This window comes from Chryseobacterium sp. StRB126 (assembly GCF_000829375.1).
GTDB lineage: Bacteria > Bacteroidota > Bacteroidia > Flavobacteriales > Weeksellaceae > Chryseobacterium.
Map to the genome: position 1 here is coordinate 2,677,951 of NZ_AP014624.1, position 15,505 is coordinate 2,693,455.

A 15,505-nucleotide genomic window follows, 5' to 3' on the forward strand; every position below is an offset into this window, starting at 1 on the left:
TATTAGTAATTTTGCATCCTAAAATTATGACGAGTCTTTCAGGATATCTACCCTATGCATTTGCATTAATTATTGCAATTCCTTTTCTGGTTTTGCTGAGACAATTTGTACACTCGTATATAACCCTAAAAAACCAGGAACTCAAATTACTTACCGTAAAGTCAAATTCAGAGAATAAAGCACATTCTTATGAAAGAATGACTTTGTTCCTTGACAGAATAAAGCCTTCGAACCTGATTCAACGGTTTGATAAAGGATTGGCTGTTCATGAGTTTATTTTCCTTACAGAAAAAGCGATCAACGAAGAGTTTGAATACAATTCCTCTCAGCAGTTGTATGTAACGAAAAACTCCTGGAAAAATATTGTGGACTCTAAAAATGCCATTATAGACCTTCTTCATAAGACTTACGATGGGTTGAAAGGTGAAGTGAAACTTGATGAATTTAAAACCATCTTCATCATGAACTATATGGAAAGCAATGATTATATTGCTGAAACAATAGAAGATTTAAGAAAAGAAATTTTAATAATAACTTAAAAAATAACAGATAAATAATGATTCCAAATTTTAAAGCACATCCATGGCACGGAATTTCTGCAGGAGAAGATGCGCCAAATGTTGTAAACGTATTTGTGGAAATTGTTCCTTCAGATACTATTAAATATGAAGTAGATAAAGAAACAGGATATTTAAAAGTAGACAGGCCTCAGAAATTCTCTAACATTATCCCTGCTTTATATGGTTTTGTTCCAAGAACATATTGTGATAAAGAAGTGATGAGACTTGCTGTAGAAGCTGGAGCAACGGATGTTACAATGGGAGATCATGATCCACTTGATATTTGTGTTTTAAGTTCTCACAATATCCACGCCGGAGGTTTATTGATGGAAGCTATTCCAATCGGAGGTTTCAAAATGATCGACGGTGGAGAAGCTGATGATAAGATTGTAGCGGTAATGATTAACGACCATGCATTCGGACACTTCAGAGATATTACTGAATTACCGGAAGCAGAAGTTAAAAGATTGATGCACTACTTCTTAACATACAAAAACCTACCGGATGAGCCTGCAAAGTGCAGAATTCAGGAGGTTTATGGTGCTGAACATGCAAGAAAAGTGATTAAAGCTTCTCAAACAGACTATGCAGATAAATTCGGAGGTTAAGATTCTCTGATGTAAATAATATAAAAAGGATAAACGGGAAACTGTTTATCCTTTTTTATTGCAATGAAAATAAAGTTTTCTCTTTAAAGCGAAGCTCTTCTTAATACTCTTAAAACCTTAATGGTTTAAAAATTAAAAACAACTTTCAACCTTCGTTCCACCACCTCCCTCCTTGATATTCCATCCTCAATATTTTCAGAAAAAAAATCATTCATCTTGAGGATCTCTTTAATTAATAATGATAAGTCCATGATTTTTTTAATGCTTTGATGATAATTATTTATTATATTTAATTTTCTATTACCAAAAAAATATTAAACTATGGATCTATTTGTGTTAGTGCCAATTTTTGGTGTCGTAGCTCTACTTTATACATTTCTTCAGAGCAACTGGGTAAGTAAACAGAATGCCGGAAATGAAAAAATGAAAATAATCAGCGGACATATTGCTGATGGTGCCATGGCCTTCTTAAAGGCCGAATATAAAATCTTAGCCTATTTTGTCGTCGTTGTAGCGATTCTTTTGGCAGTAATGGGATCAAGCAATGCCAACTCACACTGGAGTATAGGACTTGCCTTTGCGGTAGGAGCCGTTTTTTCTGCTACAGCCGGTTTTATAGGGATGAAAATCGCAACCAAAGCCAATGTAAGAACGGCAGAAGCAGCAAGAACGTCCTTATCCAAAGCCCTTAAAGTATCTTTTACAGGAGGTTCTGTGATGGGAATGGGAGTAGCAGGACTTGCGGTGTTAGGGTTAGGAGCCTTGTTTTTAATTATTAAACAGATTTTTGCACCGGAAGCCACAGTAGATTCCCACGAAATGGAAACAACCATAGAAATTCTTACCGGATTTTCCCTTGGTGCTGAATCTATCGCTCTTTTCGCAAGAGTGGGTGGTGGAATTTATACAAAAGCAGCAGACGTTGGAGCTGATCTGGTAGGGAAAGTAGAAGCTGGAATTCCGGAAGATGATCCACGAAATCCAGCAACTATTGCAGATAATGTGGGAGATAATGTGGGAGATGTTGCAGGGATGGGTGCCGACCTTTTCGGGTCTTATGTAGCTACTGTATTGGCAACAATGGTATTGGGACGAGAAACAATGTCTGATGATGCATTCGGTGGTTTTGCACCGATTCTTTTACCTATGCTGATTGCAGGAACAGGAATTATCTTCTCTATGATAGGAACTTTATTTGTGAAGATCAATGATAATGAGGGGGCATCCACTTCCAGCGTACAAAATGCACTGAATTTAGGAAACTGGGGCAGTATTGTGATAACAGCCATTGCTTCTTATTTTCTGGTAACCTATCTTCTTCCTGAAAAAATGGTCTTAAGAGGCCATGAGTTTACAAAAATGGGAGTATTTGGGGCTATAATGGTTGGATTGGTTGTAGGAACGCTGATGAGTATTATCACCGAATATTATACAGCGATGGGGAAAAGACCGGTTTCCAGTATTGTGAGACAGTCTTCAACCGGACATGCTACTAATATTATCGGCGGACTTTCTGTTGGAATGGAATCAACATTACTTCCGATTCTTGTACTCGCAGGAGGTATTTACGGATCTTATTTATGTGCCGGATTGTACGGAGTTGCGATTGCCGCTGCTGGAATGATGGCCACAACAGCAATGCAGTTAGCTATTGATGCTTTTGGCCCCATTGCAGATAATGCTGGAGGTATTGCTGAAATGAGTGAGCTCCCTAAAGAAGTTCGTGAAAGAACAGATATTCTGGATGCTGTAGGAAACACAACGGCAGCTACAGGAAAAGGATTTGCGATTGCTTCGGCAGCATTAACTGCACTGGCATTGTTTGCAGCCTTTGTTGGTATTGCGGGCATTGATGGTATTGATATTTACAGAGCTGATGTTCTGGCAGGTCTGTTTGTTGGCGGAATGATTCCGTTTATATTCTCTTCATTAGCTATTACAGCTGTCGGACAGGCAGCCATGGCGATGGTAGAAGAAGTAAGAAGACAGTTCCGTGAAATTCCTGGGATCTTAGAAGGAAAAGCACAGCCTGAATATGAAAAATGCGTTGCGATTTCTACTGATGCATCCATCCGAAAAATGATGTTACCGGGAGCTATTGCCATTATTTCACCATTACTGATCGGGTTTATTTTTGGCCCTGAAGTATTAGGAGGCTTTCTTGCCGGAGCTACCGTATGTGGTGTACTGATGGGAATGTTCCAGAACAATGCAGGTGGAGCTTGGGATAATGCAAAAAAATCATTTGAGAAAGGAGTTGAGATCAATGGCCAGACTTATTATAAAGGTTCAGAACCTCATAAAGCTTCTGTAACAGGAGACACAGTGGGAGATCCGTTTAAAGATACTTCCGGACCATCGATGAATATTCTGATTAAGCTGATGTCCATTGTTTCATTGGTGATCGCACCTACTTTAGCTGTGATACATAAGGATAAAATTGAAGCCAACAGAAAAGCAAAAATAGAAAGCTTGACAGGCGTTTCAAGCGCCGTCTCAACATCATCGGATCTTAAGACTCCAATTGTTCCTGGTGAAGTGAAAGGTCATCTTAATGAAAGCGGAGACTTTGTTTATGAAACTGGAAACCTGCTAAAAGTAAAACTGAAAGGAGGAAAAACAATAGAATTAGGGGAAACCAGCCAATTATATCAACTTTATAATGCCGTTAATCAAAAAGATAAGGCTGTTTTGGATCCTAACAAATGGTATACCATCGAAAATCTTTATTTTGAAACAGGATCAAGTGATTTTAAAACAGGCTATGAGCTACAGTTGAATAATATCGCAGAAATTTTAAATGCCTATCCTGATTTGAAAGTAAAATTAGGAGGGTATACAGATAATAGTGGTAATGAAGAAAGTAATCAGAAGTTATCCAACCTGAGAGCCCAGACTGCAAAACTGAAATTGTTGGAGTTGGGGATATCAGCTGATAGGATAGAAGCAGAAGGCTATGGTTCGCAGCATCCAATTTGTGAAGCCAATGATACGGATGAATGTAAAGCCAAAAACAGAAGAATTGATGTGAGAGTTCTGGCTCTTTAATCAATAGTAATAAATAATACTAAAGCATCGCATTGGCGGTGCTTTTTAGGTATGTTTTGTTGGAGTAACGCAAAGGCGCAAAGATTTTATCCATGATAAAATTGGATGTGCTTATTTATTGCTGCTAATGCACGAATAGATAATTATTTCCTTTATAATTATATCGTTAAAATTAAATATTAGTATTTTACTAGTGTATTCGTTGCAAATCGTAATGTCATCTTAGCTGAAAATCTTTGATTTTCTGTGCCTTAAAAGCAGTCCTATTTAAAATCCTTTGCACCTTTGCAACGTCCAACCAGCAAGTAAAAGCTTAGTGCCATTATAGATTCTTTCTCAGATGCTCCAATGCCTGAATAATCACTTCATCTTTTTTAGCAAAGCTGAACCGGATATAATCTGAATTCTGCCTGGAATTATAAAAAGCCGAAAGTGGAAGACAGGCTACCTTTTTATCAATGGTCAGCCATTTTGAAAACTCTACATCCGTCATGGTCTTGGAAACGTTTCTGAAGTTAACAATTTGAAAAACACTTCCCTCAGCCTCTTGCTCAATGTAAAGAGGAGTTTCTTTAAGTAATTGATTAAAAATATCCCGTTTTCGCTGCATTATTTTTTTGTTTTCCGAAGTATCAAATACTTCCAGATATTTTGCCAGGGCATATTGAGCTGGGGCATTGGCGCTATAAGAGATATATTGCTGATGATTTCTGAATAAGGTTGTTAACTCTTCTGAAGCGAGCATATAACTTACTTTCCATCCTGAAGTATAAAACATCTTCCCAAATGAAAAGATACAGAATGTTCTGTTTCTAAGCTCGGGATGAATAAATGAACTGTAATGTTCGGCCTCATCAAAACAATAAGTATCGTAGATCTCTTCTGAAATTAAATAGATTTCCCGGTTGCTTATCAGTTCATGTAATTGTCTCCAATCATTCTGTTTCCATACTTTTCCGGTTGGGTTTTGCGGAGAATTGATAATAATTGCTCTGGTTTTTTCAGAAATATAGGTTTTAAATTGAACCCAGTTTATGGTAAAGTCACCTTCAAGGTCATAATAAACAGGAATGCCTCCATTCATCACTACAGAAGGAGCATAAGTATAATAAGAAGGCTGAATAATGATAACTTCATCTCCTTGATTCAAAATAGATTTAAGCGCAGTATATAAAGCAAAGGTTGCACAGGGTACAATAGTGATTTCACTTGCTTGTAAAGAAATACTGTTTTGCCGTTTACGGTTAAAATGAATAATATTTTCGATTAATACAGGATTTCCGGCCAGCGGTTCATAATGATGAGTATCGAGATCTGCAGCCTCTTTTAAAAAGGATTTCAGGCGTTCATCAATATCAAAATCCGGCAAGCCCAGTGAAAGGTCAAAGCTTCCGTGCTTGGTAGCTAGTTCAGACATTTCTGTAAAAAAGGAATAATGAGTAAATCCTTGAATTTCTTTCATCTATTTTGTATTTCAGTCAAAAATAACAAAAAATGATATTGTATTGAGATTATTTTTTCAAATATGATAAGTATTATTTCTGTTTTATGAATATTCTATATTATAAAGTGAGGTCTTATGATATATTGTAGGATTTCACTGTGTCCGCTTGTTGGAAATTACTTTGCAGGATCTTCTCCTGTATATTCCAGATTCAATAAAAATTATTATTTTTAAGAAAATTATTCAGTATGAAAAAACTACTTATTCCGTTATTGGCTCTTGCTTTGATGACGAGTTGCGGAACGGCACAGGTTGCTGATGGTGTATCCGCAAATCCTGTAGCAGTAAAACATGATAAAGGGTTTTCCGATGCTTACAAGATGATTAAGGCAGAGGACTTAAAGAAAAACCTGTATGTTATTGCCTCAGATGAGATGGAAGGGCGTGATACAGGAAGCAAAGGGCAAAAAAAAACGGGAGAGTATATTGTTAACTATTATAAAAGTCTTGGGGTTTCCCACCCAAAGGCATTAGGATCTTATTATCAGAAAGTTCCTTCGGATTTTATGAAAAAAAGAGGCGGAGGTAATCTTCCGGACTCGGAAAATATTCTGGCTTTTATTGAAGGAAGCGAAAAACCTGAAGAAATTGTGGTGGTTTCTGCACATTATGACCATGTGGGAACAAAAAATGGGGTAGTGTATAACGGCGCTGATGATGATGGAAGTGGAACGGTTGCTGTGATGGAAATGGCTAAAGCTTTTCAGGAAGCGAAAAAAGCAGGAAAAGGACCTAAAAGATCAATCTTGTTTCTTCATGTAACAGGAGAAGAACATGGTCTGTTTGGTTCAGAATATTATACGGATAACCCTGTTTTTCCACTAGCTAATACTGTTGTTGACCTTAATATTGATATGATAGGGCGTGACGATCCGGAGAACAGAGGAAAACAATATGTGTATGTGATAGGTTCCGATATGTTAAGCTCCGAACTTAAAGTTATTAATGAGGCAGCTAACCAAAAGACCAACAACCTTGAACTGAACTATAAATATGATGATCTTAATGATCCTCAACAGTTATATTACCGTTCAGATCATTATAATTTTGCTAAAAATAATGTTCCGGTAGCATTCTTCTTCGATGGAATTCATGAAGATTATCATAAACCAACGGATAAGCCAGATAAAATAGATTATAAGCTACTAGAAAAAAGAACTCAGCTTGTTTTTACTACTGCATGGGACATTGCGAACAGAGCAGACAGAATTGTGGTAGATAAAAAATAAGGATAACGAGTTTACTGAGACTATAACTTTCATCATGAGGTGCAGGAATCATGTATTCAGATTTTTAGGGATAGATATTATTCTTTACGTTAATTTGATAAACATGTTTTTTTGCACCTTTGTCATATTCAAAACTTAATTTATTTTTATCTATGAATATAATAATCCGTGAAGCCAGATTAGAAGATATCCCTCAAATTCAGGTCATAAGAAATGCAGTGAAGGAAAATACCTTATCAGATCCCGGACTGGTTACAGACAGAGATTGTGAGCTGTTTATGTTTGAAAGAGGAAAAGGCTGGGTAGGCGAAACAGAAGGGCAGATTGTAGGCTTTTCGATTGTTGATCTGCAAGAAAAGAATATCTGGGCATTATTTGTACATCCTGATTTTGAGAACAGAAAAGTGGGAAGAGAACTTCATAATACCATGCTCAATTGGTATTTTGAACAGACAAAAGAGAACGTTTGGCTTGGAACTTCGCCGCAGACAAGAGCTGAAACTTTTTATAGAAAATCAGGTTGGAAAGAAATTGGAGTCCATGGAAAAAATGAGATCAAGTTTGAAATGACCTACGACAACTGGAAAAATAAAATAGGATGAGACCACAACTTAAATCCATAAGACCTTTTATCGGAGCACTGAACTTTGAGATAAGCAGAAACTTTTATAAAGATCTGGGATTTGAAGAAGTGATCCTTGAACCTAAACTATCCCTGTTTATAAGAGAAGAAATAGGCTTCTATCTTCAGGACTATTATGCAAAAGATTGGGTTGACAATACCATGATTTTCATGGAAGTTGCCAATACAGATGAATTCTGGGAAGAGCTTTTGTCTTTAGAACTTACAGATAAATATGAAAGTGTGAGACTTACTCCTATAAGAACCATGCATTGGGGAAAAGAGTGCTTTGTACATGATTCATCAGGGATTTTATGGCATTTTGGCGAGTTTTTTTGATCTGAAAATTTTATCAATTAGTTTTTATAGACTTTTTGCTTACTATCGATAGATGGTTTATCTTGGCTGTATAATTAGAACAAAATGATTTACGCATTTGATACTTACTATTATGAAGACTATGCCAATACCGTATGTATTGCTTTTGAAGACTGGACATCCGACCGGGAAGTCGAAATTTTTACTGAGCAGACACCAATCAGTTCAGCATATGAAAGTGGTGCCTTCTACAAAAGAGAACTGCCATGTATTCTGAGCTTACTGAATAAAATAGTAGTAAAAGAAGATGATATTATCATTGTTGACGGATATGTTACCCTTGATAATGATGGGAAAATTGGACTGGGAGGACATCTTTATGAAGCATTACAGGAAAAATATCCGGTAATAGGAATTGCCAAAAATGAATTTACAACACCAGATTCCCAAAGAAGAAATGTATTGCGTGGAGACAGCAAAACGCCTCTTTTTGTAACAGCAAAAGGAATAGATGTAGATTTGGTGAGGGCAGATGTTGAGCGTATGCATGGTCCATACAGAATACCTACTTTACTGAAAAAGCTGGATCAGTTAAGCCGTGAATAAAAATTAGAATGATATTAAATTCAAAAATAGACATTTGTCATTCTGAGAGCAGCGGAGAATCTCTGTAGTTAAAATTCCTTACTATATTTCATTACCCAAGCTTACAGAAGTTTCCAAAGGATGAGGCATTTAAGTTAGTTTCATCTTTTTTTGGTTAATAAATATACCAATCAGTATATTTTATTATATTTGTATATTAAGAAAGAGCAAAATTTTTTACTCTTTAATATACCGATTGGTATTTTTTAAAATAAACAAAACTATGAAAGAAGCATTCATTATTGCAGCAAAAAGAACTCCTATTGGAGGTTTTATGGGAAGTCTATCAGGTTTTACAGCGCCTCAGCTGGGAGCTCTGGCTATACAAAAGACTTATGAAAGTGTATTAATTTCCCCGGAAAATATAGACAGCGTATACATGGGAAATGTACTAAGTGCAGGAGTAGGACAGTCGCCGGCAAGGCAGGCTGCTATTTTTTCAAGAATTCCTGTAGATAAAGATGCCACAACGGTCAATAAAGTATGTGCTTCCGGAATGAAGGCCGCAATGATCGGAGCACAGCAGATTCAACTCGGATTGGAAAACCTTGCCATGACAGGCGGAATGGAAAGCATGAGCAATGTACCTCACTATAATTATCTACGAAAAGGTCAGAAATTAGGAGATACAGCATTTACGGATGGTTTGATTAAAGATGGCCTTTGGGATGTGTATCACAATTTTCACATGGGAAGTGCTGCAGAGTTAGGCGTTAAAAAATACGGCTTAACAAGGCAGCAACTGGATGATTATGCTTTAATGTCCTATCAAAGAGCTCAGGAAGCAGCTGCCGGAAACAAATTCAATGCTGAACTGTTCAGTATTTCAATAGAAGGAAAGAAAGGAACAGTCGATATAGAAAGAGATGAAGATATTGATAAACTTATTCCTGAAAAGATTTCCCTGCTTAAACCTGCTTTTGAAAATGATGGTATGCTCACTGCAGCCAATTCGAGCAATCTGAACGATGGGGCAGCAGCCCTATTATTGGGCTCTTCAGAAGCTGTACAGAAATATGATCTTAAGCCATTGGCCAGAGTTATAGCGTATGCTGATGCCGCTCAATCCCCGGAATGGTTTACAACTTCTCCATCAGTTGCCATTCAAAAAGTTCTTAAAAGCACGGGACTTAGTCTGTCTGATATTGATTATTTTGAAATTAATGAAGCCTATTCTTCTGTAATTCTGTCCAATCAGCAGATCCTTGGCTATGATCTGGACAAAGTAAATGTATATGGCGGCGCAGTAGCTATGGGACATCCGATTGGAGCTTCCGGAGCAAGGATTATGGCAACATTAGTGAATGTATTGCGTCAGGAAGGAGGGAAGTATGGTATTGCTGCGATTTGTAATGGTGGTGGTGGGGCTTCGGCCATTCTTATTGAAAATCTGAATTAAATACCTATTTTTATACGGCAAAAAGACGGCTAAAAGGATCTTGGGCATTATTTACATCCATAAGAAATATAAGGTATGAAACAGGAAAGCGAAGGATTATTAGGAAAAATAGATCATTATTGGAAAATGATTCCCACTCATCATACGCCGTCTTATTCTGTTGATAAGGAAATTCATGATGGTAGAGCGGTTAAAGTTTTAACATTAAGTAAGCACCATCAAAACTGGGAACGGCTCTTTGAGTATCCCAACCTTGAAGAAATCAATCTGGATCAACCTAATCCTGAACAAATTCAAGCAATAAGTGAAATGAGAAGCCTTAAAAGATTAAGAATAAAATCTTTTCGGGCTAAGGATATTGAGTTTATGGCTTCTCTGACAGCTTTAGAAGAATTATCATTGGAATATGTTTCCGGCTTTTCTGATCTGTCTCCTTTACGAAATCTTCCAAAGCTGAAAGCATTGCATCTTGAAAATCTCAGAAAGGTTTCCCACTTTGATGGCTTAAGAGGAATAAAGAACCTGAAATATCTTCACATGAGCGGAACATTAGACTGGAAACAACCTATTGAAGACTTTGCATTTTTGAAGGAACTTCCGGAGCTAGAGATTCTCAGCCTTATGTTTTTTACCCTTAAAGCTTCGTTTCCAGCTTTTAAATCTGTTTTAAGGCTGGAAAAGCTCTTAGAGATAAGAATACCAAGAGGAACATTAGACACGTCAGAATATGCTTTTTTAGAAGTTGCCAAGCCTGAGTTGATAAAAGGATTTGAAAATGAAACTTCTTGGCCTTTATATATCAATATAGATTATACAGATCAAGGGTATGTAAGTTTATTGGGAAAAGGAGATGGCAGAATAAAGCTTAATCAGCCTGATGCCAATAAGAAATTAGAGGCTTACACTAAAAAATATGAAGAATATAAGCAAGAATCCAGAAAAATCATTCAGCAGTTCTAATAATTCAAACACATTGATAATTATATAATTAACTTTTATTTTATTGTTTATTTTTCAATATTATCAATGTAAATGTCTTTAAACTGATAAATATCATTGTGTTTTTATTTTTATTAATTCTAAATAAATATAAATTTATATCAATAAAAATGAAGAACCTATGGGAAAAATAACTACTCTTTCTGCCGTCATATTATGTGGGCTTATTCAGGCTCAATATTGCACTCCGACTTTTCAGTATGGTGCAGGGAGTAATATGATAAGCAATGTATCCTTTGGGAGTATCAATAATTCATCGTCAACCAATTCTTCAACCGCACAGGAGTATGAGGATTTTACTTCATTATCCACTGATCTGGTTGCTGGAAATGCATATCCAATAGCAATTAAAGGGCCATCAAGTACTTTTCCCAGTGATGTAATGGTTTATATTGATTTTAATGGAAATAGCAGCTTTGATGATGCAGGAGAACGTTTTTATATAGGAAGGCTGGAAGCAGCTAACCCGGCCAATGCTCTTACTATTGATAGCAGCATTATGATTCCTGCAAATGTTTCCAGTGGCAGTAAGAGAATGAGAGTTCTTAAGAATACAAATGTAGCTGCTTATTCGGATCCTAATGCACAAAATTCCATTTCTTCAGCATGTGATTCAGGACTAAGAGCAGGCCAGGCAGAAGATTATACAATCAATATACAACCGGAAATTCTTGCTGCTACTGAAGTTTCTAAGGATAAATCCATTGAAGTGAAAATATATCCCAATCCAACCTCTGGCAATATAACAATCAGAATAAAAGAAGGGTTGGAGAAGTATGAAATTTATAATATTTCAGGAAGAAAACTTTTGGAAGGAAATTCTGATACTATAAATATGAACAGCTTTATTCCAGGAACTTATCTGATTAAAATACAAACAAAAGATAAAAGAATAATCACAGAAAAGGTTATTAAAAAATAAAACACATATCTAATCATATCCATATCAATTTTTGTTTTTTACCGGCAGATTCTATCTGTCGGTTTTGTTTTGTGCATGTTGTATATGATTGATAATTAATGTTTTTGATTTTTTTAATAAAAATAGAGTCTAATTTTAACCCCTTAAAAACATCTTAGCGGGTCAAATATTTTCAATATTTTATTCCTGGTCCAAAATTTCCAGAAGATCCTGTTTTGAAAGTCCCTTAAACTTTGTACCATCTGTTTTAAGAAGATTTTGAGCCAATAGGGTCTTCTTTTTCTGAAGCGTAAGAATTTTCTCTTCCACTGTATTGGAACAGATCATACGCACAGCAATTACGTTTTTAGTCTGCCCTATACGATAGCTTCGGTCAATAGCTTGGTTTTCAGTGGCAGGATTCCACCATGGATCAATCAGGTAAATATAATCGGCTTGGGTAAGATTAAGACCAACACCACCGGCTTTTAAGCTTATTAAGAATACCCGAATATTTTCATTTTCCTGAAAATTAGCTACTTTTTGTCCTCTGTCTTTGGTTTGTCCGGTAAGATATTCGAAAGGAATTTCGTGACGCTCCAGTTCAGGTTTCAATAAGTCGAGCATCCCGACAAATTGAGAGAATACAAGGATTTTATGGTCTTTTGATTTCCCAAGGATCTGCTCCATCAGAATCTCAATTTTAACCGCATGTTCACCGGAATATCCTTCTTTAATTAGGACAGGAGAGTTACAGATCTGTCTGAGCCTTGTAAGACCTGTAAGAACATGCATGCTGTTTTTATTAAGATCATCGTCATCATTAGCTGCAATGAACTCGCGAAGCTCTTTTTCATAAGCATCATAAATCTTGCGTTGTTCCGTGTTCATTTCACAATAAATGACGGTTTCTGTTTTCTCCGGAAGCTCTTTGGCCACTTGTTTCTTTGTTCTGCGAAGAATAAACGGCTTTATTTTCTGTTGAAGCTCTATTGCCCGTTTGCTGTACTCAAATTTATCAATGGGAATCGCATAAATATCTTTGAAAGACTGTTTACTGCCCAATAATCCCGGGCAGGCAAAGGAAAGCTGGCTGTAAAGATCAAAAGTACTGTTTTCAATAGGAGTACCCGTTAAAACAATCCTGTTTCTGGCCTGAAGAAGTCTTGCTGCTTTATACCTTTCGGAATTAGGGTTCTTAATAGTCTGAGACTCATCAAGAAAAATATAATTGAAATTAAAAGTCTTCAGAAAACGGATATCAGAAAGCAACATTCCGTAGCTGGTAAGAACTACTTCATAATCTGCCAGATGAGAAGTGGTTTTTGGCCGATCCGGACCATAGTGTACCAAAACCTTTATGGAAGGAGCGAACTTACTGATTTCTTCCTGCCAGTTGAAAAGCAGGGAAGTAGGAACCACAATAAGGTTGGTCGTGTGTCCCCGTTTTTCCCTTTGAGAAAGGATAAATGCAATGATCTGAAGGGTTTTTCCCAATCCCATATCATCAGCAAGGCAGCCACCAAAGTTGAACCCATCCAGAAAATTAAGCCAATTTAGCCCATCATGCTGATAATCTCTTAATTCCGCATTTAATTCCGCGGGAATATTGACCTGAGGAATATTTTGACCTGTCAGAAACTGAGTAGAATATGTCGTAATTTCATCCTGAACTTCACTACTTAATACTTCCTTTTCAAAAAGGGAAGAAATTTCTGTAAAGTTGATTTTCGGAATCTTCAATAGCTCTTCATCAATTTCTCCGGCTTGAAAATAGGCAGCAATCTTACCCATCCATTCCTCTGGAAGAATCCCCAGGCTGCCATCATCCAACTGTACAAATTTACTTTTATTGCGAATGGTTCTGTGAAGCTGTTTTAAAGTAGCTTCTTTCTGGCCAAAACCTACTTTTAACTTCGCATTAAACCAATCCAGTCCACTGGTGATCTGAATGTTGATCTTGGCGCGGTGAGGATTCAGGTTGTTATTTTTTAATTCATTAAAGCCTAGAATGATAATGCCTTCATTTCTCCATAGTTCAAAGGCATTTAAAAACCAGTTGTCATCAAGGAATTTATCCCTGTGTAGATAGAAGTACTGATAGCCATCCATTTGTTCTTCAAAGTCAGGATGCTGTTGCATTACCAAAGAAGTAAAGCGGGCTTCTGCAGCATCATTTCTTTCTATTTTGAAAGGATTTCCATTCTGATCGGTATCAAAAACCTGCTTTCTGGAATACACCGGAACTTCTACCTGTCCGTACTTCATGACAGGGGTAATTCCAATATAATTGTCCTGCTGGCGAAGATAAATAACTCTTTCTATCTGGAATTTATTTTCTTCAAGTTGAGCTTTCGTTGCTGTTTGTATATAGCTGTAATTTATATGTATACGTTCTTCAAGATTAGATAGGATTTGGTTCATAAAATCCTCAAATTTTGAAGAATGAATCAGTAAAATCTCATTGTTAGCCTTGAAAAATCTGATAACCCTGAGCATGTCAGAGTGGTCTATTAAGCTGAATGTTTGATTGTTATATACAAAATACTCATTCCTTATCACTATGTTTTTAAAAGGAACAGAAGAATCATTAAACAGTAATTCTCCGGTTATTTCATAGAATGGATCTTTCTTAAATACAGAGAGTTGAACTTCGGCATCTAAAGTATTAAGTTTAACAGGTATTAATGACTTGGAAGAGATTGTTTCTGTGATTTCACGGTCATGATAATACACTTCCAGATCGAGTGGATTTTTTACAATAAGCTTTAAAGCTTCCACTTCAGCAGTATTATAATCTTCATTGTAATTATTCTGAAAGGAAGAGATAGCCGTGTAGAATTTTATATCCAAAGGCTTCTCGGCTTTCCATATCAATTGCATAGCATCTACGGAAGTAACCGGATTTTTAATTTTCCCGGTTTGTGTGATTTCTGTTTCCATGAGAGAAAATACCAGATGATTGTAGTAACGGTGTTTACCGATAACCAATATCTGTTTTTTGCCTGTTTCCAGTGCTGCCAGTTCATCCAGTTTAGAAGGAAGCTGGGACAGAAGCTCTCTTTGGAACATCTGCTCATCCATAGGAAGCATTTCCTTTATTTTGGGTACAATTTCAAGCTTACCTTCTGTAAGTTCCAGCTGAAAATACTGGTCTAGATCCGGTTCGTTTTCTAAACCATATCCTTTGGCCTTGGATAGGAATGCTTTCTTACGTAGAATATCATCAAAGAAAATGCGATAATCCTTCTTTTCTAAAATACAATGGATAATTTCTGCCTGATGAGCACACAGCTGAGCCTTAGAATGATCACAAGTGCAGTTACAAAGTAAAGAATTGTTTATCCGGCTTATGGAAACAGCAGGAAAGTCCTGCAGGGAAGATTTTTTTGTAAAGATTCCCGTATTATTTTCAATAGCAACAGGATAAACTTCATGAAAATCAGTGATTCCAATAAATGAGCTTTCTGAGGTATGCTTTAGTAAATCATATACGGAAAGTGTACTGATATTAATGTTTTCAAGAATGTATTCTGCCATAAAAATTGATCAGAGCAAACTTACAAAAAAACGACAAAATGAAAGGGCGTTTAAGACCTTGAGCCTTATAAATATTTTTATTTTAACAGGTAATCTATCCATAATTGGTAGACTGTAGTATGATATATTATT

Annotated in this window: 12 protein-coding genes; 10 read left to right on the plus strand and 2 right to left on the minus strand. The window is 36.4% G+C overall.

Annotated elements, in window-relative coordinates:
* Positions 1–26: 26 nt before the first annotated feature.
* The 3 genes from CHSO_RS12105 to CHSO_RS12115 all read left to right on the plus strand — a co-directional run bounded on the left by CHSO_RS12105 (position 27) and on the right by CHSO_RS12115 (position 4,216).
* Positions 27–539 carry a hypothetical protein gene (locus CHSO_RS12105; RefSeq protein WP_045496233.1) on the plus strand — a complete coding sequence of 171 codons (513 nt, stop codon included), beginning with the start codon at positions 27–29 and terminating at the stop codon, positions 537–539.
* Between the two features lie 17 nt (positions 540–556).
* Positions 557–1,168 (plus strand): inorganic pyrophosphatase, encoded by a 612-nt coding sequence (locus tag CHSO_RS12110; RefSeq protein WP_045496234.1) that lies wholly within the window; start codon positions 557–559, stop codon positions 1,166–1,168.
* Positions 1,169–1,489: 321 nt separating this feature from the next.
* Complete coding sequence (locus CHSO_RS12115) at positions 1,490–4,216, plus strand: sodium-translocating pyrophosphatase (RefSeq protein ID WP_045496236.1); 2,727 nt, start codon at positions 1,490–1,492, stop codon at positions 4,214–4,216.
* A gap of 322 nt (positions 4,217–4,538) precedes the next feature.
* Here CHSO_RS12115 and CHSO_RS12120 read toward each other — a convergent pair whose 3' ends face one another.
* Entirely contained in the window at positions 4,539–5,678 is a 1,140-nt protein-coding gene (locus tag CHSO_RS12120) for an aminotransferase class I/II-fold pyridoxal phosphate-dependent enzyme (RefSeq protein WP_045496238.1), read from the minus strand.
* 230 nt (positions 5,679–5,908) lie between these two features.
* On the opposite strand from CHSO_RS12120, the gene CHSO_RS12125 reads away from it, so the two are divergent.
* The 7 genes from CHSO_RS12125 to CHSO_RS12155 all read left to right on the plus strand — a co-directional run bounded on the left by CHSO_RS12125 (position 5,909) and on the right by CHSO_RS12155 (position 11,854).
* Positions 5,909–6,949: a M28 family metallopeptidase gene (locus CHSO_RS12125; RefSeq protein ID WP_045496240.1), complete on the plus strand. Its 1,041-nt coding sequence runs from the start codon at positions 5,909–5,911 to the stop codon at positions 6,947–6,949.
* 152 nt (positions 6,950–7,101) lie between these two features.
* The gene (locus tag CHSO_RS12130; RefSeq protein WP_232509193.1) at positions 7,102–7,551 is read left to right on the plus strand and encodes a GNAT family N-acetyltransferase; all 450 of its coding nucleotides are present in this window, start codon (positions 7,102–7,104) and stop codon (positions 7,549–7,551) included.
* Positions 7,548–7,910 carry a glyoxalase gene (locus tag CHSO_RS12135; RefSeq protein ID WP_045496242.1) on the plus strand — a complete coding sequence of 121 codons (363 nt, stop codon included), beginning with the start codon at positions 7,548–7,550 and terminating at the stop codon, positions 7,908–7,910. Before CHSO_RS12130 ends, CHSO_RS12135 begins: the two co-directional genes overlap by 4 nt.
* Positions 7,911–7,994: 84 nt before the next feature.
* On the plus strand, positions 7,995–8,495 hold the full coding sequence (locus tag CHSO_RS12140; protein WP_045496248.1) for an endonuclease V: 501 nt from the start codon (positions 7,995–7,997) through the stop codon (positions 8,493–8,495).
* A gap of 262 nt (positions 8,496–8,757) precedes the next feature.
* Positions 8,758–9,933 (plus strand): acetyl-CoA C-acyltransferase, encoded by a 1,176-nt coding sequence (locus CHSO_RS12145; protein ID WP_045496250.1) that lies wholly within the window; start codon positions 8,758–8,760, stop codon positions 9,931–9,933.
* 75 nt (positions 9,934–10,008) lie between these two features.
* Positions 10,009–10,893: a leucine-rich repeat domain-containing protein gene (locus CHSO_RS12150; RefSeq protein ID WP_052480580.1), complete on the plus strand. Its 885-nt coding sequence runs from the start codon at positions 10,009–10,011 to the stop codon at positions 10,891–10,893.
* Between the two features lie 160 nt (positions 10,894–11,053).
* Entirely contained in the window at positions 11,054–11,854 is an 801-nt protein-coding gene (locus CHSO_RS12155) for a GEVED domain-containing protein (RefSeq protein ID WP_052480581.1), read from the plus strand.
* 180 nt (positions 11,855–12,034) lie between these two features.
* Here CHSO_RS12155 and CHSO_RS12160 read toward each other — a convergent pair whose 3' ends face one another.
* Entirely contained in the window at positions 12,035–15,373 is a 3,339-nt protein-coding gene (locus CHSO_RS12160; protein ID WP_045496252.1) for a DEAD/DEAH box helicase, read from the minus strand.
* Positions 15,374–15,505 lie beyond the last annotated feature (132 nt).